Source organism: Streptomyces sp. NBC_00582, assembly GCF_036345155.1.
Taxonomy (GTDB): Bacteria; Actinomycetota; Actinomycetes; order Streptomycetales; family Streptomycetaceae; genus Streptomyces.
In genome coordinates this window covers 24,469-45,572 of the sequence record NZ_CP107773.1, presented here as the reverse complement: position 1 = coordinate 45,572, position 21,104 = coordinate 24,469, and the positions used below count along the sequence as shown (strand labels likewise).

The window sequence follows — 21,104 nt, the reverse complement described above, 5'->3', positions numbered from 1 at the left end:
GTGATTTCTCAGTTCGGTCGGACCCGCCGCTCTCGCACCAGGTGCGAGGGCGGCGAGGGGCGTTGGCCAAGGTGCAACGCCCTGATCGCTAATCACAGTCTACATGAAGCAATTTGATTAAGCAATTAAGTACAGTGCGTCTCGCGATGTCCTGCCCATCTGGACCAGCTGCGGGACGCCGCCGGCGACCTGGCCCGCTGCTTCCCCGAGCCCGGCACGATCGGAGCCACGGTCTTCCCATCGTTCGTCGAGCAGAAGATCCTCCCCGAGCGTTCGACATCCGCGCCTCCAACTGGACTGCACAGTGCGGCAGCTGAGACCGCAGGCCCGGAGTCGTTGTCAGTGGCCGGTGCCATCCTCCGGTCATGCTCATCAGCCCTCAGCAGGCCCGGGATCTGCTCGCCGAGCTGACCCGCACGTGCCCGATGCGCCTGGCCGTGGCCGCCCTCGGCACCCGCGGCTTCCATCACCACGGCCATGTCTTCTTCGGCGACACTGCACTGGAGGGGCACAAGGCGAAGAACCGCTGGTGGTTCGTCGCCGACGATGTCGAGAAGGCCGGCCGCGCCCTGGCCAGCCTGCGGTTCGAACCGGATGACCTCGTCGAGGTCCCCTTATCCGTCCGGCAGCCGGGCGAGATCCGCGGCGACAAGGGCGATGACTGGCTCGGCCCGGACACCAACTGGCGCAGCGAGATCATCAGCTGGATGGGCAACGCCGCCTTCCACGAGCGGGAGCCGGACAGCGACTGGGACCTCCTGCACACCGTCAATCCCCAGGGACTGCCCGGATCGCTGACGATGGAGGCCTTCCGCGCCCGGTTCGGCAAGATGGTGCGCGTCGGCACCTATCCGCTGGATCACCTGACCTGGACGGGAACGTCCTGGCAGATGCCGCGCGAGTACGTCGCGTTGATGGACCGGTGGCAGACTCGCGACAACGAGCTGCTGGAGCAGGCCCGCCTCTGCCGCGGATGCGGCAACATCGCTCCGCGCTACGGAGATTGGCGCGCACCCACCCCGCGCGGCTACGTCACGCTGTGCCCCGCGTGTTCGGTCGCGGCCTGCGAGCCGTACGCCGGGCATCTCGACGGTGTCGGCTACACCAAGGTGCCGCGCACCAGCCGGCCCGACCGCTTCCTGTGCCGGCTGTGCGGGCTTAGCCGCGCCTTCACCTGGGATCACTGCCACGACCACAACCTGGTCCGCGGCCCGCTCTGCGCCAGCTGCAACACCTACGAAGGCAAAGGCGTCCGCTTCCTCGAGCGCCCGGGCGCCCTCGCCCTTCTACTGAACTGCCCAGGCTGCCGGAGCGAGCAGACCCTCCCGGAACGCTTCCGCGTCGACGTCGCCACCGAGCACGTACGCGGCATCGAACGACACGGCCGCTGCCCGAGCCGCCCGTGGGTCCAGGACACCACTCCCACCGCCTCCGGCCTGGCCTTCACCCTGAGCTGCTCCGCCCACAACGCCCTCTGGACGACGAGCATCACCGCCGCCGAGATCACCGCCGTCGTTGCCGCCTTCGTCACGGCCGGCCCCAACGCCGCCTCCTGATGCGAGCGCGAGAGGCGCTGTCAGTGGCGTAGGCCAGGCTGAGCCCGTGACCCACATGCCCCCACTAGAACTCCCCGCCCAGAGCGCGCCGTTGCTGCCCAGCCACACCGGCGAGCACACCGGCGCCGCCTACCATCCGCGCTACCGGCCGCCCGCCCGCGTCTACCGGTGCGACCTGTGCCCGGACCCGGCCGCGTTCTGGGACCACTGCCACGACCACGGCCTGATCCGCGGACCGCTGTGCCGCAGCTGCAACGGGAGCGAGGGATTCTGGGTCCACACCCGACGTGGTGTCGAGCACCTGATGCGCTGCCCCGGATGCCGGACGGCCGGCCACCCGCCGATACGCAACCGGGCCGCCCGGATCCTACCGACCATGCAACTGCTCCTGCAGCACTACGATCCCGCCCGCCACCCGGCCTACGGCCATGCCGCATGGGCCGACGGGACCCGTATCTGGGAGCGCGTGTTCGCCCAGTTGTCCGCCGGCCACGCGAGCGCCGAGGCGCAGTGCACGCACCGCAACTGCGGCAGCCGGTGGACGGTGTCCGTCGACCGGGCCCGCTTCGAGCGACTGGACAAGCTGCGGCTGCTGACCGGAATGGCACTGCCCGGGCAGGGCTACCACTCCGGAAGGCCGCGATGGCCGGCCGAACCGACGGAAGTGTTCTGGCTCGACAGCCCGACCGAGGCGCCGTCCACGCCGCCGCCCCTTGAAGCGGCGACCGTGGTCCTGCCCGGGGCCTACGCTCGCCGACTGGAGGAGGCCATTCCCGGCATCCTCAACGAGGTGGCCCCCAGCCGCTGCTGGAAGCGCCGCGGCCGCGCGGAGTCCCTCGAGATCACCTCGGACGACGTCGGCCTGATCACGCTGTCCACCGTGCTCTACCTGCCGGTCCGCAAAGACCCGGAGCAGCTTTGGACCCCGGCTGAACGACGAGGGCTGTACCAGGCGAGTGACCGGATTCGGGACGCACTGCACGTACTCACCCGCGGGCACTGAGCACCTCGGCCGCTGCCCGGCACCGGACCGGGGCGTTCGCGCACGGCATCCGGACCACCCGAACCCGGGGACGGTGCAACCTGGACGGTGCGCAGACCAGCGGAGTCGGCTCGAAGGGATTCCCCGGTGGTGGGAACCCACCGCGGTGCCAGCGGCCCGCGCTAGCCGCGCGGGTAGGAGCGGCCGGTGTAGAAGCGCAGGTGATCCCGGACGGCGTGCTCCATCGCAGGGCTGCGCACCCCGGCACGGAGAGGTCCGCATCGTGCACCGTGAGCCACACGCTGGACAACGTGAGGCAGCGGCTCTGCTGCGGTGACCCAAGTCTGTCGGCACGAACTGGTGTCGCCACGACCCCTCCGGCGGCAGCTGTCCCACCGTGGACGTCACCGGTCGGCCGACGCTCCGCGCGCGCCTTCGTTCCCAGAAAGCGGGACGCCGCATGTCACACGCGCCCGCTTTCGCACACCTCTATGGGCAACCCAGCACACCGACCGAGGAGATGCGTTGCCCAGCACCCTGACGCCCCCGCCCCGACGCGACAACCCTTTCGACCTCTCCGGCACCGCGCCCTCGCTGGACGACCGGACCGCATGGCGCCGTTGGGCCACACGCGAGCCCTACCCGATGGCGAGGAGTGAGGTCACCGCGGCCGGCCCGCTCATTCCGGAGGCCGACGATCCGCAGGCCGCGGCCGAGGCGCAGATAATGGCCACTCTCATCAACGAGTACGGCATGCACCGCCCCTTCACCACCGGCGGGCCGTTCGGCATCGTCAGCGTGACGCCCCGGCAACACGTCCTGAGGATCCGCATCTCAGGCGACCAGCTTCCACGCTGGTCGCGCGTCCTTGCCACGGCACTCGGTTTCCCCGGGGCCGCCGGCCTGCCAGTCGAAGTGACAAACGACGGGCTCGCACTCGCAGGGCTCGGAGCCCGCATCGAGCTCCTGGACGTCACCGAGACGCAGTGGCGGAGCGCGGCGGCGAACGTGTCCGTCGAAGGTGGGCCACGACGTCCCTTGGACGAGGATCTGGCCCGGCAGATGTCGGCCACGCTGCGCCGGATCGGCCTGCTGTGGGATGTGGCTCAGCGCTACTCGACGGTCGAACTGCTCTTGGCGGAGCACGCGGGCGCGACGTACCTGCTCGATGCCTCGCCCGGCCCTCACACCCCCAGCGTGATTCCGCTGTGGACCGCGCTGTCGCTGCCCCTGGAGCTGTGGCCGTGCCCGCCCGCTCCCACCGCCATCGACCCGCGAGCGGCCGTGCTCGCAGCCGTGAACGCCGCACACCCGCTCCGCGCCGCGACCGACCCGGTGCTGGCCCTCTGCCACCTCGCCGACATCGAGGCGGCTGAGGTCTCCCTGAAGGCGGCCGACCATGCCCTGACGGTCGCGCAGTCCGTACTGACCGACCCCGCCTACACCTCGGTCTGGGACGGTGGCGGCTGGGCCGGCAACTGCCGGCGCCGGGACGGAAGCGAGAGGTTCGTTGCGCACGAGGACGAATTCCTCCCGCCAGGGACCGAGATCCTGCTCATGGCCCCGGAGATCGACGTCGTAGAACTCGGTCATGTGGCCCTTCGGCCCCATGACACAGAGCTGGGACCCGAGAAGCTGGTAGGGGACGAGATCTACGAAGTCCCCCACTCCTGGGGAACGAGCGCCTACATCGACCTACTGGACTGGGCGCTGGCGGCGGCAACGAGCCCGCCGCCGCGACAGACGCCGCCAGCGAAGCTCACGGCCGTCGACGACGACGGCGGACTCCAGGCCGCAGCCAGCCGCGCCCGAGCGCAGATCACCGAGGCGCACGAGGCGATCGAGAACGCGGCGACACACTCCAAGCAACGCCACGAGTACACCCACCGCTTGCTCCGGCCCGCGCCTGTCGCGGCCGACGCCGACCCGAGCATCGCCGACCTGATTCTCGCCGCTCACGAACGTGACGTGCTGAGCATCATTCCGCTGCTCGAATCCCTCACCTACCTCTGGGGAAAGGTGTTCTCTGCCGCCGGCGCGAGCGACGGGCACTGGAACGAGGACGAATACGGGGAGTTCCCCCACAGCTTCACGGGCACCATCGGCTGCTGGACCGATCTTCCGCCCGCCACCCTCAGCAGCGAGGAGGCCAACACCAGCTCCGTGGACAGCGCGGCGTTCCGCCGCCATCTCGCCGCGCACCGCGCTGCGTTCGACCCCTTCGTCTCCTGCTACCTGGCGGCCGCCGACAGCGCCACCGGAACACAGGACTTCGAAGACCGCCACCGCGCCGGCGTCGAAGCGCTCCGCCGCGCCGATCTGACCGCGCTCCAGGCCCTCGACCCGCGGCAGCCGCCCCGCGACAACGGTCGGTTCCTCCGCTTCCTCGCCTCCCTGCCACTGGACCTGCACGAGCTCAACGCATGGTTCGACACGGTGTACCCGCTCGGGGAGGACGCCGCCTGATCCCCGCGGGGCGGGGCGGGGACCGCGCCCCGCCCCGCGGGCCGCCCCCCCCACAACCTTCCTCCCGTACCCGGCCCGGAACCGGGAACGCCGCCAGAGGAGGCCCCCCTCCGCCTAGGGTGCCCCTTCGTCGATGGCGTGATCCGTGTCTCATCAAAGCGCTGTTCGCATAGAAACCGGCTGGCAAGATGGGCAGTCGGGAGTGCTGCACCGGCAACGGTGCTGAGCGAGGGGCAGTGCGTGGGGGCCGAAATGATCAGCGGCAGGTTCCTGCTGCTTCCGAACACACCCAGAACCGGCGGCCTGTCAGAGGTCCGCAAAGCCGTGGACACGACCAGCGAACAAGGCGACTACGCGGCCGTCAAGCTGCTCAGGCAGCGCGACGACGAGGTGAGCCAGATCTTCCTGGCCCGGGAGACCGCCGCGCTCAAGGCTCTCGAACACCCTCACATCGTGCGGATGCTCGACTCCGGCTGGGACGCCGAACGCGGCCGGTACTTCATCGCGCTCGAATGGGTTGAGCACAGCCTCAAGGAAGAGATGGCGGCCGGCCGGCCGGTCGACTGGGCCTCCTTCTTCACGCGCATCGGCAGGCCGCTCGCCTCCGCACTGGCCTACGCACACGAGCACCAGATCGAACACCGGGATCTGAAGCCGGGCAACGTCCTGGTCACCGACGACGGCGTGGTCAAGCTCGCCGACTTCGGAATCGCCAAGATCCTCTCCAAGGTCGTCGTCACCGACCAGACCGTAGCCGGGTACCGCTCCACCCTGTACGCGCCGCCGGAACAGGGCGACGCGATCCCCTACGTACGCGACGTCTACAGCTACGCCGTCCTGGCAATCCAGGTCCTGTCCGGCGGCAAGGCAGCCGACTACCCAGACCTCCTGCCGGTCCTGGACGAGCTGGCACTCGACACCGAGTTCCGTACCATCCTCAGGACCTGCATCGACTACGACCCCAAGCAGCGCCCCGCCAACGCCGCGGTGCTCGAGCACCGGCTCCTGGAGGCCGAACGGGTCTGCGGCAGCCGCCAGGCCCGGCGCAGGAACTTCGTGTGGCTGAAGATGACCCGCCGCGCGGCCGAGAGCCTCGGTGACGCACCCACCGACAGCGAAGCCGACTGGGACCAGGCCCGATCGGCCGTCCTGGCAGACCTGTCCGGCACGGTCCACGCCGACTACGGATACAACCAGCAGACCGGCGAGGTCGACACGGCGACGCTGCGCATTTTCGGGCGCACCCGCTTCCTGCGACTGGTCTCCGACGAACGCAACCCGGACCGCTGTGTGATCATCTCTGCCGAGACCCGCCCGGACGAATGGATGGCCAAACGGCGCGAGCGTTCCGCGCTCATCGGACCGGTACTCACCTGGACCTTCGACGACCCTGGCGAGGATCCCGCATACGACGGGCTCACCTTTCTCCTGCAACGCCTCGACGCACACCTCGACGAGCGGGAGACAGCAGCCCGGGTCCGGGAGACCCACAACCTGGGGGACCTGTTCGACGGCTGGCGCCGCCTGCTCGAAGCGCGCGAAGAGCTCGCCGCCGGCGGACGACAGCCCCTGGAGTACGACCGCATCGACGGCAACGGCCGCAGCCGCGTCTTCCGGCTGGCCAAGCCCACCACCGCCTCGCTCGTCGGCGAGGAGTGGTCGGTGGCCGCTTACCCCTACAGCAGGCCCGTCGACCGCGGCGAGGTGACCGCGCAGACCGAGGACACCCTGGTCATCCGGTTCGCACGCCCCGGCAACGCCCTGCCAGGCCGCGGCCTGCTGCTGCCCTTCCTCGGCCCCAGCCAGAGCGCCATCAACCGCCAACGCGACGCCCTGACCAACGTCGCCGCCGGCCAGGCCGCCAACCCGGTCCTGCGGCAGATCATCGACGACCCGGCGACCGTCACCTCCCAGCCACCCGCCGACGTCACCACCTGGTTCCGCGCAGACCTCGACAAGAGCAAACGCGACGTCGTCGCCCACGCCCTGGGCACGCAGGACCTGCTCCTGGTGGAAGGGCCCCCGGGCACCGGCAAGACGACCGTCATCGCCGAGATCGTCGAACAGACCCTCAAACGCAACGCTCACGCCCGGATCCTCATCGTCAGCCAGACCCACATCGCCATCGACAACGCCCTGAAGCGGATCGAGGAAGCTGGCATCACGGGCCTCGTGCGTCTGGGCCGCCCCGACGACCCCCGTGTCGCCGAGAGCGCCCAGCCGCTCCTCTTGGACCGGCAGGTCAAGCGCTGGACCCAGGGCGTGCGGGCCCGTGCGGAGAAGTACCTCGACGCCGTCGCCGCCGACAACGGACTGGAAGCACGTCACCTGAAGGCGGCCCTGCTCCTGGAGGAGCTCGCCGTTGTCGCCGCCGACCTCGAACACGTCGACCGCAAACTCACCGACCTCGCCAGCCAGCCCGCCCCCGACCGCACCACCTCCGCACGCGAGCTCGGAGAAGAAGTCGTCACCGTCCGCGCCCGCCGCGACCAGCTCCAGGACCAGCGCGCCGAGCTGTTCGCCGAGGCGCAGCACGTGCTCGCCGGTGAACTCACCCTGCGCGAGGACCTCAGCACCCTCGACGCCCGCGACGCGGTCGAAGCCCTCCTGGGCCCCGCCGGCCCCGGCCGGGAGCTCATGCGGCTGCTGCGCCTGCAGGGCGAATGGCTGCAGCGCATCGGCACCGACCAGCACCTGATCACCGCGTTCCTAAGGACTCGGCAGGTCATCGGCGGAACGGCCCTCGGCTTCCTTGGCCATCCCGCCGCCCGCGACCTCGAGTTCGACGTGTGCATCTTCGACGAGGCGTCCAAGGCGACCGCCACCGAGGCGCTCGTGCCCCTGGCCAAGGCCAAACGATGGGTCCTGGTCGGCGACACCAACCAGCTCCCGCCGATCGACGAAGACCTCCTGCGCGACGAGAAGATCATGACCGACCACCAGCTCATCCCCGAACTGGTGTCGACCACGCTCTTCCAGTACCTGGCCAACCACACCGACTTCCCGGTCAAGCACCTGCTCCGCGAGCAGTACCGCATGACCCCGGCCATCGGGAACATGATCTCCACCTGCTTCTACGACGAGAAGCTGCTCTCCCCCAACGACCACGCCCTGCCCGGATACGACCAGATCAACAAGCCCGTCCTGTGGCTCGACACCAGTCCGCTGCCCGGCCGGCGCGAGTCCGAACGCACTGCCGCCGAGACCAGCATCTCCAATCTGCTTGAGTCCAAGCTCGCCGCCCGGCGCCTGGAAGTCATCGACCAGGCCATCGACAAGCAGATGATCAAGGTCCCCGACGGCCGTCCCCTCGAAGTCCTCGTCATCGCCCCGTACGGACGCCAGGTCGAAGAACTCGGCCGCCGACTGGCCTCCCTCAAACTCAAGCACTTCACCCCCGAGGTCCTGTCCGTCGACGCAGTCCAGGGCCGCGAATGCGACCTGGCCGTCTTTTCGGTCACCCGCAGCAACGCCCGCTCCGAGTTCGGATTCCTTGGCCAGCCCTACTGGCGCCGCATCAACGTCGCTCTCTCCCGCGCCCGCTTCGGCCTCATCGTGGTCGGCGACGCCGCCTTCTGCCGAAGTAAGCCCGGCGCCCTGCGCGACGTCCTCGACTACATGAGCGCCCACCCCGAGGAGTGCGAGATCCGCAATGCCTACCTTTAGTCTCGACAGCCTCCTCGCCGTCCGCTTCCACAACGCGCGTCCCGGCCTCGAACTCGTGGCCATCATCGACGCCGCCCTGCCCGTCGCCCTGATCACCGCGGACGTCTTGGCGCAGGACCGCAAACGCCTCGCCCTGCTCGACGAGTTCGTCCTCCGCCTGGTCAACAACAAGGTCCCCAGCGAAGCCTCCATCGCCGGCATGCTCGGACTCCCCGAACGCATGGTCAGTCAGACCGTCGCCGACCACTTCAGCGCGGACAACCTCACCTACACCCTGCCCGCCCCCGGTCAGCCGCCCAGCACCCGGAATTTGCGCCTCACCGCCCGCGGCGAACAGACCGCCCGCGAAATGGCGGCCATCACCCCCGTGCGCGTCGACCAACCCGTCGTCTACGACCAGCTCCTGGGAAAGGTGCGCCCCTACGACCGGCACACCGTCATCCCCCGCGGACAGTCCGAAGAGACCGACACCCTGATGCTGCCAGCCCCGCATGCCGGACTCGTGGAGATCGGCGACATCTCCGCCGCCGACATCAACGCCCTGCTGCGCGAGCGAGGAAACACCGACCGCGAAGTCCTCCAGGTACGAGGCATCAGCCAGGCCAAGGCCCGCCGCGTCATGCCGGCGAAGGTCCTCGTGTACGCCGACCCGGACCGCACCGACATCCAACTCGGGGTCGTCGTCGACGGCGAGCTCAGCCACCACCATGAAATTGCTTTGATCAGCCTCGGCGGTGCCGCCTCCCTCGGCATCAAGGTGGAGCCGGCTCCCGACCGCCCTGTCTTGGAACCAGACCTGGAGAAGGCCCGCGTCGCGCTCCCGGAGGTCACCCAGCAGCGCGCCGAACAGGCCGCACTTCAAGTCGGCTCCGCGTCCCCCACACCGGTCGCGCCAGCCGGCCCCGAGCTGCTGCAAGACGAGATCCGGGCCATCGGCGTCTTCGAACACCCCGAGCTGCTCGACGAGGCCCTCACCCAGGCTCACCGCAGGCTGCTGATCATCTCGCCGTGGATCAAGAACGCGATCATCACCACGGAATTCCTCGGAAAGCTGGAGAGCCGCCTTGCCCGCGGTGTGCCCATCCACATCGCCTACGGGTACGAGGAGAACGACACCAGGACCGACCAGGCGGCCGTACGGAAACTCAGCAACCTCGCCGCTCGGTATCCCGCCAAGTTCACCTTCACCCGACTCAAGAGCACGCACGCCAAGGTTCTCGTCTACGACGACGTCTGGGTCACCACCAGCTTCAACTGGCTCTCCTTCCGGGGCGATCCCGACCGCACGTACCGCATGGAGGAAGGAAGCCTCGTACGCAACCGTCAGGTCGCCGACGCCCAGTACGACCGCTACACCGACCTGATCGACCAACAACGCCGGTAGCCAAGCCGAGGACCCTGCACACTGTCCGCCGCCGCGCCCTCGCCCCGGGCCGGACGCGATGTCAGTGGCCACGGCTACGGTCATCGGCATGACCTCGATACCTCAGACCGCCCGCACGGCCTGGCTGCTGCGGGTCTCCGCCACCTCCGCCCCCCAGGACCCCGAGAGCTTCGAGCAGCAGCGGCAGCTGCTCCGCTCCGTGGCCGGGTTCGATCCGGTCACCCGCCTCTGGACGGCATTCATCGGTGAGGTCAATGTCCGGGCGCTGGAAGTCCTGCAGCAGCTCTACGACTCGGCCGGCAGGTTCGGCACCGAGGTTCGACTCGAAGCCGTCGCGGCTCCACCGTCGTGGCAGGGGCCCGTCTTCCACGACGAGAACGACCTCGCGGCGCTCGTCGTCGCGCGGGCTGACCAGGGACGGCCGCTCGGCCAACTGCACATCGCGTGAACTACGCTGAATACCTGGTCATAAGGGGTGCGGGGTGGGAGCACGGTGGACATCGAAGAGCAGATAGCGGCATCCAGGGCGTGGGAGCCCGGTGATCCGGGCCCGCGGCCGTACGACCCGGACTCGGCCTCCGTCGTGCGGACGGCCGCTGTGCTCGAGCATGTGGTCCGGATCGTGCGCGAGAGCCCGGAGGCCTCCGCCCACCTACATGCCGGATCGGATCCGGGCAGGTACCTGAGCATGACGGAGTCCTCGGCCGGTCGCGAGCGGCTCCGGCTGCAGTTCGCCGAGGATCCTGCTCTGGTGCTGTGGCTTCAGGGCACAACGGCCGGCCAGGAAGTCCTGGCCCGCGTGGAGTTGGAGTACGCGCTTGACCCGCCCGATGCGGATGTTGCTGAGACAGCGATCCGTACGGCTCCGTCCCTTCAGGTAGCTGAGGCTCGGCGACATTGGTTCGACCAGCGGGTGCTGGACTATGCCCAGTGGCAGGCGGAAGCCTCCTCTCCTCGCCGTATGGCAGGCCGGGAACGCACGCGTGTGGCGATGCTGAACGCGTTCACACAAGCACAAGGCGAGGACCGGCCTGTCCCCGACTCGGGGCGCTGAACGGTAGGACGGCTGCTCGTGCCGAAGCCGTGGGGGCACCGGCACAGTCGGCCTGGTATCCCGGGTGCCACGTCGCCCGGCAGCCGGGTTCCGGCGACAGCGCCCCCGCACCGGCGCGCGACCTCGCGGCGCGGCCCGGCCGTCTACGGGGCCCCGAGTACGTCATCGTTGGCTCCCGCTGTTCACGGAGGTGTCTGCGTTCGTGCTCGCCCGTACTTCGTGGACTTGCGCCAGCAGACTGTCGGCGGCCGCAGTCTTCGCCGCAGCCTTCGAAGCTGCCGAGGATTCACCAGCGAGAGATCGGCCCTCGCACACCGCGTGCGCCGTGCAGGTGAAGGTGGGTAGGTGATCGGGGCCCTCTCCGGTCACGGAGTACTCCAGGCCGCTGATGACACGGATCTGTGCGTACTCGTTGAGCATCGACAGGGGTGACCTGACATCAGTAACCGTCGGCGCGGGACCCCTCGTCGCGGTCAAGGCTTCGGGTGCAGGTTCCGCAAGATCCTTTGAAGGATCGGGCAACTCGGCGAGGCGGGCGAGCAGGCTGACAGCGGCCTGGTGCCTGGCTGCTTTCTTGGCCGACGCCGAGCGCGTGCTCCCGCGGACTTCACCGTCTGCGGCGGTCCACGAAGCCTGTGCGCTGAAGACGGTGTGAGGTGCCTGGCCCGTGCTGCCGTCCGCGAATCGCGGTAGCGGCAGGTCGTTGACCTGGGCGTGCACAGAGAGCACGGAGATGGCCGTCTCCGGCGCCGCCGCGATCGCCGCCAGGCAGGCGGTGCGGGCAACTTCCCAGCCTGTCCCGTCGGCGACGAGCAGAACCAGTTGCAGTTCGAGCGAGGTGAGCTGCTGGGCGGCAGCGCGCCGGCCGGTCTCTTCGACGAGGGAGGGGCCCGCGATGTTGTCCTTGCAGCCGCGCTTGAGAACCGCGTGGAAGGCCTTGCTGTCGAGCGCGGAGTAGTCGGCTGCTGCTGCCGCCGCTGCCCGCCGTGCGCGAGTGTGTGCCGACGACTTGAACGACTCCTGCTGGGCCTGGCGGTCCGCACGAGCGCCATCGTTCAGGGCTCCTGCGACACTGGAGAGTTCGTCCTCCCCGTATGGGGAGGCGCTGTTGTCGAGGTGGCTGAAGATGATTCGTTGCACGACCAAGTCGGCGTAGCGGCGCAGTGGGGACGTGGCGTGAACGTAGCCGGGAAGGTTCAGACCCCAGTGGCCACCCATGTATGGCGCGTACTCGGCTGCTTTCATGGTCATGAGGGTCCGCTGTTGCAGCGCTTCCAGACGCGCCGGAGAGCCGTCGGCGAAGGCGAGGTCGAGGTCCTCCAGGAGCTCACTTCGGGGCGGGGAAACCCTGGCGGCCGAGTGATTGCGGAACAGGACCGGCAGATCGCGCTCCGCCGCCCACGCGGCCAGTGCCGTGTTCGCGGCGATCATGCACTCCTGGACGACCTTGTAGCCGATGTTGCGTTCGAAGGCCGCAAGACGGACCACGGCGCCGTCCTCGTCGGTCGCCCAGCCACTGAGGAGGTCATACAGGGCGAGGGCGCCTTGGTCTCGACGGCGAGCGAGTAGAACCTCACTCAAGGCGGCGGCCTCCCGCAGCCCGCTGTGAAGGGGATGCTCTGGATCCCTGGTGGCGGCGGCGACTTCCTGGTGATGGACGGCCATGGCCCCGCTCATCGCCGCCCGCGCGACATCGGTGTGGCGCACGATTCCGTCGCTGGTTACGTCCAGGCGCACCCTCATGGTGGCGCACGGGCGGTCTTCGGCCAGCGTCAGCCGATCCTCCACGGGACGGGGCAGCATCTTCGCCGTCCCCCGCCATCCGCCGTATGCCGACTCCCTGCGCCGGAAAGCCTCCTGGTCGGCCGCGCTCCCCAGTGCAACGCCGGAGGCGACATCCGCGACGTACACCATGAGTTCCCAGCCGTCGTCGAGGGGACGAACGGCGATTGCATCGTCTCGGTCCACGGTGCCCCTGCTGTCGATCATGACCGGAGGAGGGGACACGGAGATGGACTGGTACGAGGCGGACTGAGCGCGAGACAACGGGAGTTCCTTCCTGGAAGCGGGGCGGCCAGTACGAGAAGATGCCCGTGAGGCTGATCGCCCACCTTCAATCATGCCGAATGGCCGCGTTGGTGTTGACGAGAACGGCATGAGCCCGCCGTACCTCCGGCCGATGCGTGCCGGGTAGTACGCGACGGGCCGCACCGTCTGCCCGGAGGAAGCCGCCGGCCCCGAGCGAGTACGACGTCATCGCGACCTGCGGGTGTCAGGGCATACGGCATGGATTTCACCCGGCGGCAGACCGGCGGTACGCGGGACCACATCAGCGCGCCGTCCCGGAGGGCCTCCGACCAGGAACCCGGGTTGTCGGCGGCGATGCTGGCCCAGAGGCGGGCGTTCGCCGCGGCGAACGCGTCGACCGCGGTGACGGGGGCAAGTTCCAGGCCGGCATCCGGCGGGCCCAGGACTCGGCGGCCTCCGGTGAGGTCCACCCGGTCGTGGAGAGCCCACTGGACCAGATCCGAACCCTCGTCGACCTGGCCGAGTCCACGCCGGGGACCTGGGAGTGCGAACTCCGCCCGGAGACCTACCTGGTGCGCCAGCGCGGGCACGAAGAGTACGAGGTGGAGGTGTCCAGCCGCCGTGTCGTGATCGACGCCGAACTGGGCACGCTGGACGATGCCCGGATCGTCATCGGAGGTTACGCCAAAGTGGTGAGCTCCGCTCTGACGACCGCCGTTGCCGTCCAGTTGCGTCACGGCTCCCCGGCCGGTGCAGTGTCCCTGGAGTGATGTCAGCGGCGCAAAGCGGATCGGCGGGCGCCGGGAGCGAAGGTCGGGCCTCGTTCGGTGGCGAGGGGCCTGTCCTCACCGGAGCGGGCTCCGCAGGAGCATGGGCGCGCGCCTACGGGGCCGCGGGAAGCACCATGCCCCCACAAGCCCCCGCCAGGCTCAGGCCGGAAGTCGATCCCCGGTCGATGGCGCTGCCGTTAATCCGTAGACGTGAGTCGGGCGTTGACGAGCTGACCTTGTACGCCAGGTAGATCAGGAACGGTGCGATCCGAGAGGGTTCTCGGTTCCATGGTTCGGGACCGGGATTGCGCCTACGGTGGCGTGTATGACAGCTCTGATCGTCGGCGGCAGCGGCTTTCTGGGGGCCGAGCTGGTCCGGCAGGCGAGAACGGCGGGGCATAAGACGGTTGCTACGTACGTGACCAAGCCGGGCGACGCCTCCTCAGCGGCGTGGTACCCGCTTGATCTGCGGGACGTTGGACGCTTGGAAGCCGTCATGGCTGAGGTGAGCCCGCATCTCGTCCTCAACGTGTCGAGTGGCGGAGCTGACTGGGCGATTACGGCAGAGGGGCCCATCCAGCTTGCGATGGCCGCGGCGAGGTACGGAACCCGTATGGTCCACGTGTCCAGCGACTCGGTCTTCTCCGGCGCCCGAGTCCACTACGACGAGTCCTGCCTTCCTGACCCCGTCACTCCGTACGGCGCGGCCAAGGCTGCGGCAGAGACCGGGGTCCTCGCCGTGCATCCGGGGGCCCTGGTCGCCCGTACTTCGCTGATCATCGGTTATGGGCGTTCCGAACACGAGCACATGGTCCACAAACTCGCCGCCGGCTGCGACGGCGCCCTGTTCATCGACGACATCCGCTGCCCGGTACACGTCGCCGACCTGGCCGCCGCACTGCTGGAACTGGCGTCGAGCGAGGCGGCGGGCATCCACCATCTCGCAGGGGCCGACGCCTTGAGCCGGCACGAGCTCGGCACCCTCATCGCCAGGCGTGACGGGCTCGATCCCTCCTGTCTGCCCACGGGTCTGCGGGCCGAAAGCATCCTTCCTGGAGCCCTCGACGTACGCCTCGACAGTCAGGCGACCCAGCGGATCCTGCGGACCACACTGCGCGGTGCCCGACGGTTCTGCACCGAGCCCGTGTGACCGTCCGCGCACCACGTCAACAATCCTGCCTCCCTGGTGGTGTCCCGGCGGAGGCTGACCTGGCATGCGCTGCCCGGCCGTACGGCTCCCGCACTCACAGAGTTCAGTGAGTGCGGGAGTGGGGGCGGCACGACGGACGGGCGATCGGCTTTTCTGGGGCGATCGAGGGGGCCTCGGTGCGCACCGTATGGGCTGTCAGCGTGAGCGCCCGATTTTCCGGGGCGTTGGCGTTGTGGCGCGGCTGCAAGAGGCTGTGCCCGCGGCGGGCGGTCCAAGTGCGGGGGCAGGGGGCAGGAGTGGCCCGCTGCTTGGTCGGCGCTGGCCGCATCAGTCACGAGGTCACGCCGCCTTGATGCTGTTGACCAGCAGCGACGCGAGGCAGTCGCGCAGTTCGTCTCGTGTTCCCCAGGCTGCGAACCCGCTCTCATGGGTGGCTGCCGACGCCAGGAGCATGACCAGGGCACCCGCCAGGACCTTCGGGCGCATCATGGACCGTGCAGAGGGACCCTGCCGCTCCATGGCCCTGTCCAGGGGAGTTCCGGCGGCGCTGAGCAGCTGGTTGCGAACCTCGACGAACCGCTCGTCCCCCTCGGCCGCTTTCGCGTCGATCGCGCGAATGACCGCCTGGTGCGTCTGCCAGAAGCCGAACAGCCGGTCGATCACCTGCCGCGCGTCGGTCAGTCCGCCAATGCCTTCCGTTGCCGCGGTGTCGGATGTCAACTGACTGCTCTCCTGGATGACGTGATGGGCAACCAGCTGAAGCGCGTCCTCGACGCTGGAGAAGTACTGGTAGAAGGTGGCGGGCGAAGTACCCGCCTGACGGGCGATGTCGATGACCTTGATGTCACGGAAGGGCTGCGAGCTCAGGAGGTGCGCGAGGGCATCGGCAAGCCGCTGCCGGGTGGCAAGGGCGCGCTCGCCGACGATACGTCCGTCGACGGCCACGGCGGGGCTGGTCGTATTGATGGTCATGGTGTCCTTCGAAACTGCTTACGGCGGGGTGGAGTTGCTGAGCGGGAGTTGCGCGCGAGAAATGGCGCGCCATCCGGCGGTCAACTGACTGCAACTCTACCGCTATAAATCCAATTAAGCAACATTCGGGAGGTGGGTGCAGGCGCAGCGGCGCGCTGTCGGCCGGAGCTCGCGGGCGGGCACCGTGGCTCGCGTAAGCCGAGCAGGTACCGGTCCGGCGTGCGGGGCGGCAGAGCGCCCCGGGGCCGCGCCGTGACGGCGCGGCCCCGCGGACGGATGGCATGAATCAGTCGAGATAGCCCTCGATCAGTTCGGCGAAGGCCTCCGGCGTGAGGACCTCCACACCCAGAGCCGCCGCGCTGACTGCCTTCGAACTCAGCCTGCCGTTCGCCGCGGTGGCAGCGACGAGGTAGTCCGTCTTGGCGGTGACGCTGCTGCCCGCCCGGCCGCCGGCCTTCTCGATCAGGGCGGTCATGTCACCGCGCCCCAGGCCGTCGAGAGGCCCGGTCATCTTTCCGGTGACGACCACGGTCTTCCCGGTCAAGGGCTTGCTGCCCACGACGCCGGAGTCTTTCTGCGGCTCGGTCATGTTGACGCCCGCAGCGATGAGCTTGTCGATGACCGGGGCCTGCTCGGCGATCTGCTGGACGATCACCGGTGCCTTCTCCGCCCCGATGCCCTCCACCCCACGCAGCGCCGCAGCATCAGCCTTGCGGATCTCCTCCATCTTGAGGAAGTAAGCGGCGATCCGGCGGGCCATGCTCCGCCCGGTGCCCAGGATGCCGAGTGCGCAGAAGATGCGGTTGAGCGGCAGCGACTTGGCGGCCTCGATCTGCTCGGCCAGCTTGGCACCACGCTTAGCGCTGCCGGAGGCGGCGGTGAGCTGCTCGACCGTGAGGCCGAACAGGTCGCCGATGTCCGCGACGGCCCCGGAGCCGACGAGGGCCTGGACGTACCGCTTGCCGAGACCGTCGATGTCGAGCTGGTCGCGCCCGGCGGCGTACTCGATCAGCGCGGGCAGGCGGCACGCGTTGCCCTTGACGCAACGCCAGCGCTTCTGGGACTTGTCGATCGCGTCCCCGCAGTTGGGGCACTTCTCGGGCAACGGAACCGGCTCGGCGCCGACCGGCCGCAGCGAGACGACCGGTGCTTCGACTCTCGGAATCACATCACCAGCCCGGTGAACGGTCACAGTATCGCCAAGATGGAGATCGCGGCGGCGGATGTCGGCCGGGTTGTGCAGCGTGGCCCGGGAAACGATGGTTCCGTCCACCTCGACCGGCTCCAGTTCGGCGGTCGGGGCGATGACCCCGGTACGGCCGACCTCCCACACCACGGCCTTGAGTGTCGTCATGCGTTCCACCGCGGGCAGCTTGTAAGCGATGGCCCAGTGCGGAACCCGGCTGCCGACCCCAGCGGCGGCCTGCTCGGCCGTGTCGTTGGCCTTGATCACCACACCGTCGACCTCGAACGGAAGCGACGGCCGCAGCGCGGCGATCTCATCCACCCGCTGCTGCGCCTCGGCCAGCGTGGCCACCACGCGCACCGAGGTGGGCGTCTCCGCGATCGTCTGAACGCCCGCGTCGGCCACCGCCTGAAGGATCTCCGTGTGGCTGGCCCCCGGCGGCAGGAACGGATGTCCGGGCAGATCGACCGCGCCGTACGCGAAGAAGGTCATGGGGAGCTGATACGAGCGGTCCTTGGCGGCAAGAGTGCCCGAGGCGCCGTTGCGCGCGTTTGCGAAGACCTTCGCGCCGTGTTCGACGCGCACCGTGTTGGCGTACTCGAACTGCGTCCGGGTGAAGAGCACTTCACCGCGGACCTCGAACGTGACCGGCTGGGGGAGCTGGACCGGCAGTCCGACGATGGTGCCGATGACGTGGCTGACGTCTTCGCCGTGGCTGCCGTTTCCACGCTTGAGGACCTGGGCCAGCAGACCGTCCTGGTAGCGCGCGACGATGGCGTTGCCGTCCAGCTTCACCTCGGTCGCCCAGCCTCCGGACACCGGGCGGCCCAGCCGTCGATCCACGGACGCCCCCCAGGAATTGAGTTCCGCCGGGCTGAAGACGTTGCTGAGCGACAACAAGCGCGTGGTGTGAGCGACGTCTCCGGCCGGGCCCGCACCTGCGCCCACCTTGCCGGTCGGGGAGTCGTCCACCACATCCTCCGGGTGGTCCGTCTCCCAGGCCTCGATGTTGCGGACCAGCTGGTCGTAGGTCGCGTCATCGAGCGGGCTGTCGCCGTCGCCGTAGTAGGACGCGGCGGCCTCACGGGCCTGTCGCACGGCGGTCTGGTACTCGGAAGAGCTGGAAAATGCCCTTCCGGCGGCAACGGTAGTCATGGGTGTGAATCCTTTCGCAGGGGTCTGACAATGGGCCGGCAGCGCTGGAGCAGCGCTGCCGGAGGAGCGGGAGGACCGTCGGCTGACGGGCTGCCCGAAGGTCGGCGTGAGGGGGATCAGCGCTGGGCTGCGGGACACCTGTTGGCAACGGCGGTGGCCAGGTGGGCCAGCTTGGTACGGAGGGTCAGGGACGTGGCGACGTAGTCCGCTGTCGCCTCGGGGTGTTCCGTGTCGAGCAGCCATTCCTCCACGAGGGCGAGGCGGCTGCGCAGCGTGGTCTGCTGCTGCGCGAGCTGGGCGGGGGCCGGGTCTACTGGTGCGGGTAGCTCAGGAGCGCGGCCGGTGACGGGGGCCAGGACCACTGCGGTGAATCCGCGAGGCAGGCCGGTTTCAGGGTTGTCGGCGGCGAGTGTCTCGGCGTCCTGGAGAGCGAGAGCAGCATCGACCGGCACGTCGGTGGCCGCAGTGCTCGCCGGGTCGGCGAACTGTTCGCTGTCGACGAAGGCCAGGACTGCGATGTCGAGCAGATCCGTGATGTGTTCCAGAGCGTTACGAGCCGGGCCGGGCTTGGTCCGGTGCCGGACGACGGCCGCGAGAGCGTCGGCGACCACAGCAGCGTGCTGCGCGGGAGTGGTGGTCAAGGAGAGGTTCCTCAGAAAGAGCGGGGTGTGGTGAGAAGGGCGGAGGACGCCCGCCTGCGGGCCACCGCTGAGGTTCAGTGCCGACGGCCGGGTTTCAGGTGACCAGGCGTCCGTTGCGGTAGCGCGCGCATGGCGGCAATGAGCAGCCGGGGAGCAAATCGGTGACGATGCCCGCCGGGGCCCCGGGGACTGTCGCGAACCCGACTCCAAGATCGAGACGCTTGACGGCGCTCAGGTGGCCGGGCATCTTCCGCTCCTGCAAGGCAGGGCCGGGCAGCGCGACGATGAGACGTTCCTGCCCCGCGCTGTAGCCGAGCCGTGTGTAGAACGGGGTCATCGCGGGCGGGTGTTCCAGAGTCAACAGACGGAGCCCTGCGTGGCGGCCATGCTGCTCCGCCATGTTCAACAGCGCGGTCGCGATGCCGTGGCCGCGGTGGCCGCTCGCCACCGCCACGCCCCCGATGTACAGCACGCTGCGCACCAGCGACGGGCGCAGTGGATGAGTGTCAGTCCAGCGCGGCGGGCTGGCCATGAGTGCGCCGACGACGCGGTCACCGCTTCGGGCGATCAGGCACAGGCAGTCCCCGTGCGTCAGCCTTCCCGGCCGTAGCGCCAGGGCCGTCTGAACGAGGGGCGGCACGGGGTGTCCTGGGTTGACCAGGGACAGAAGGTCAACAAATGAGTCGACGTCACGGAAGCGGGCGCGCCCGATCCGGATTCGGGGTGATGGATCGGAGCGATCGGAAAGATCGATTTCGGGCATGCGGGGCGGGGTCCGTCCGGGTGCGAAGCGGGAGATGCCGTAGGGAGCGGGGATGCGGGTGCGCGTCAGCCCAAGCGGCGGAGTGAGGCGCCCGCCAATGCTCAACCTGCGTGTGTAAATCCATTTATGCAACCTCAGAGGTTGCCTGGCCGGGCGGGCCGCTGGACGGCCCGCCCGAGACTGCCGGCCGGTTCAGGCGGCGAGGGTCACGCGAGGCCGCTTGCGCGCGGAACTCTGGCCCGCCGGGGGGACTGCGCGGTCGCCGCGCACCATCTCGGTGAATGCTGCGCCTGGGCTGAACTTCACCTTCTTGCGCGCGGGGACCAGGACCGTGTTGCCGGTCTGGGGGTTGCGTGCCCGGTGAGCGGGGGTGGTGACGGCCTGGAGGGTGCCGAATCCGGTGACGGAGACGGCGTCTCCGCTGACGACGCGTCGGATCAGGGTGTCCAGCACGACGTCCAGGGCCGCGGCGGCCTCCGGCTTGGAGATGCCGCCATTGGCTGCGATCTCGTCGATCAACTGCTGCTTGTTCAAGGTGGGCCTCTTGGGTGTGGAGCGTCTGCTTTCGGAGAAGTGGCGCACGCCCTCCCTCCGATGCCTCTAACTCTACTGCCATAAATCCATTTACGCAACTTCATGACGAAGGGTGTGTGACCTCGTCCTGCCGGGCGACCGTGTGGGGATCGGCTCGCTGACCGATCGCGGTGACCATCTCCTCGCCGTTCCGACAACCACCTGGTCCGTGCAGGCCCGCTGCGGCGGGCCTGACAGATCATCGGTGAACGGGCAAGATCAGGGGCTATGAACGCTGGAGAGATACCCGAGCATCCGCCGATCTACGACCGTCTGGTCAAGGAGCGCGGCGACGTCCTGGCCGAGACTCGGAGCGCGGCCGAGCAAGCACAGCTTCATGCGCGGCAGGCACTGGACTGGAGCGGCCTGCGGCCGGCACCTCAGCAGAGCGTGGAACAGGGAGAGCGCTCCTTCTCCGCTTTCGGCTGAGCCGGCGTAGGCCTCACCCCATCTCATGTCCCCTTCCGGCGCCACCACCGGTGCCGGGTCGCCGGGGGCAGCGCCGGAGGATCCGGCACGTGGGGCGGAGTCGTCATATCCGGAGCCAGGCCCACCCGGTCCGGGTGAACGCAGACCGGGACCTCGTCATGCGTGTAGCGGTGTCCGTCCTTGGGACACAGCCCGTAGCCGGCCCGTGGCTCGGGCGCGGCGTTCGTCACGCCTGAGCGCCCATTCCGCCCGGGGCTCGTCTTCCAGGGGCCAGAATGCCGCATCCGGTACCAGGCTCGGGCGTCGAGTGGAAAGACCTCCTGAAGGAA

At 69.1% G+C, this 21,104-nt stretch carries 16 protein-coding genes; 10 read left to right on the top strand and 6 right to left on the bottom strand.

Translation table 11 applies throughout. The annotated features are described in order from the left end of the window. Nucleotides 1-365 precede the first annotated feature (365 nt). The 7 genes from OG852_RS49290 to OG852_RS49260 all read left to right on the top strand — a co-directional run bounded on the left by OG852_RS49290 (nt 366) and on the right by OG852_RS49260 (nt 11,108). The gene (locus OG852_RS49290) at nt 366-1,556 is read left to right on the top strand and encodes an endonuclease domain-containing protein (RefSeq protein ID WP_330351676.1); all 1,191 of its coding nucleotides are present in this window, start codon (nt 366-368) and stop codon (nt 1,554-1,556) included. A gap of 55 nt (nt 1,557-1,611) precedes the next feature. After that, nucleotides 1,612-2,559, top strand: a complete 948-nt coding sequence (locus OG852_RS49285; protein ID WP_330351935.1) for an endonuclease domain-containing protein — start codon at nt 1,612-1,614, stop codon at nt 2,557-2,559. 504 nt (nt 2,560-3,063) lie between these two features. Continuing rightward, a complete protein-coding gene (locus tag OG852_RS49280; protein WP_330351675.1) occupies nt 3,064-5,004 on the top strand; it encodes a hypothetical protein in 1,941 nt (646 codons plus the stop codon). Between the two features lie 252 nt (nt 5,005-5,256). Then, nucleotides 5,257-8,670 (top strand): AAA domain-containing protein, encoded by a 3,414-nt coding sequence (locus OG852_RS49275; protein WP_330351934.1) that lies wholly within the window; start codon nt 5,257-5,259, stop codon nt 8,668-8,670. Further along, nucleotides 8,657-10,054, top strand: coding sequence for a hypothetical protein (locus OG852_RS49270; protein ID WP_330351674.1), 1,398 nt, complete (start codon nt 8,657-8,659; stop codon nt 10,052-10,054). Before OG852_RS49275 ends, OG852_RS49270 begins: the two co-directional genes overlap by 14 nt. A gap of 88 nt (nt 10,055-10,142) precedes the next feature. After that, the gene (locus OG852_RS49265; RefSeq protein WP_330351673.1) at nt 10,143-10,502 is read left to right on the top strand and encodes a hypothetical protein; all 360 of its coding nucleotides are present in this window, start codon (nt 10,143-10,145) and stop codon (nt 10,500-10,502) included. A 45-nt stretch (nt 10,503-10,547) separates the two neighbouring features. After that, the gene (locus OG852_RS49260; RefSeq protein ID WP_330351672.1) at nt 10,548-11,108 is read left to right on the top strand and encodes a hypothetical protein; all 561 of its coding nucleotides are present in this window, start codon (nt 10,548-10,550) and stop codon (nt 11,106-11,108) included. A 162-nt stretch (nt 11,109-11,270) separates the two neighbouring features. Here the strand turns inward: OG852_RS49260 and OG852_RS49255 are convergent, their stop codons facing one another. After that, the gene (locus tag OG852_RS49255; RefSeq protein WP_330351671.1) at nt 11,271-13,097 is read right to left on the bottom strand and encodes an RNB domain-containing ribonuclease; all 1,827 of its coding nucleotides are present in this window, start codon (nt 13,095-13,097) and stop codon (nt 11,271-11,273) included. Nucleotides 13,098-13,612: 515 nt separating this feature from the next. Between OG852_RS49255 and OG852_RS49250 the strand changes: the two genes are divergently transcribed. Further along, complete coding sequence (locus OG852_RS49250; RefSeq protein ID WP_330351670.1) at nt 13,613-13,906, top strand: hypothetical protein; 294 nt, start codon at nt 13,613-13,615, stop codon at nt 13,904-13,906. A 325-nt stretch (nt 13,907-14,231) separates the two neighbouring features. Continuing rightward, a complete protein-coding gene (locus OG852_RS49245) occupies nt 14,232-15,056 on the top strand; it encodes an SDR family oxidoreductase (RefSeq protein ID WP_330351669.1) in 825 nt (274 codons plus the stop codon). A gap of 339 nt (nt 15,057-15,395) precedes the next feature. Here the strand turns inward: OG852_RS49245 and OG852_RS49240 are convergent, their stop codons facing one another. From OG852_RS49240 to OG852_RS49220, 5 genes are all read right to left on the bottom strand, one after another. Next, nucleotides 15,396-16,028, bottom strand: a complete 633-nt coding sequence (locus tag OG852_RS49240) for a TetR family transcriptional regulator (RefSeq protein ID WP_330351668.1) — start codon at nt 16,026-16,028, stop codon at nt 15,396-15,398. Between the two features lie 286 nt (nt 16,029-16,314). After that, entirely contained in the window at nt 16,315-18,369 is a 2,055-nt protein-coding gene (gene ligA / locus OG852_RS49235; RefSeq protein WP_330351933.1) for an NAD-dependent DNA ligase LigA, read from the bottom strand. Between the two features lie 116 nt (nt 18,370-18,485). Continuing rightward, the gene (locus OG852_RS49230; protein WP_330351667.1) at nt 18,486-19,010 is read right to left on the bottom strand and encodes a hypothetical protein; all 525 of its coding nucleotides are present in this window, start codon (nt 19,008-19,010) and stop codon (nt 18,486-18,488) included. 94 nt (nt 19,011-19,104) lie between these two features. Beyond that, a complete protein-coding gene (locus OG852_RS49225) occupies nt 19,105-19,773 on the bottom strand; it encodes a GNAT family N-acetyltransferase (protein WP_330351666.1) in 669 nt (222 codons plus the stop codon). A 192-nt stretch (nt 19,774-19,965) separates the two neighbouring features. Next, nucleotides 19,966-20,307 (bottom strand): HU family DNA-binding protein, encoded by a 342-nt coding sequence (locus OG852_RS49220; RefSeq protein ID WP_330351665.1) that lies wholly within the window; start codon nt 20,305-20,307, stop codon nt 19,966-19,968. A gap of 267 nt (nt 20,308-20,574) precedes the next feature. Between OG852_RS49220 and OG852_RS49215 the strand changes: the two genes are divergently transcribed. Then, nucleotides 20,575-20,775 (top strand): hypothetical protein, encoded by a 201-nt coding sequence (locus tag OG852_RS49215; RefSeq protein ID WP_330351664.1) that lies wholly within the window; start codon nt 20,575-20,577, stop codon nt 20,773-20,775. The last annotated feature ends 329 nt before the right edge of the window (nt 20,776-21,104 follow it).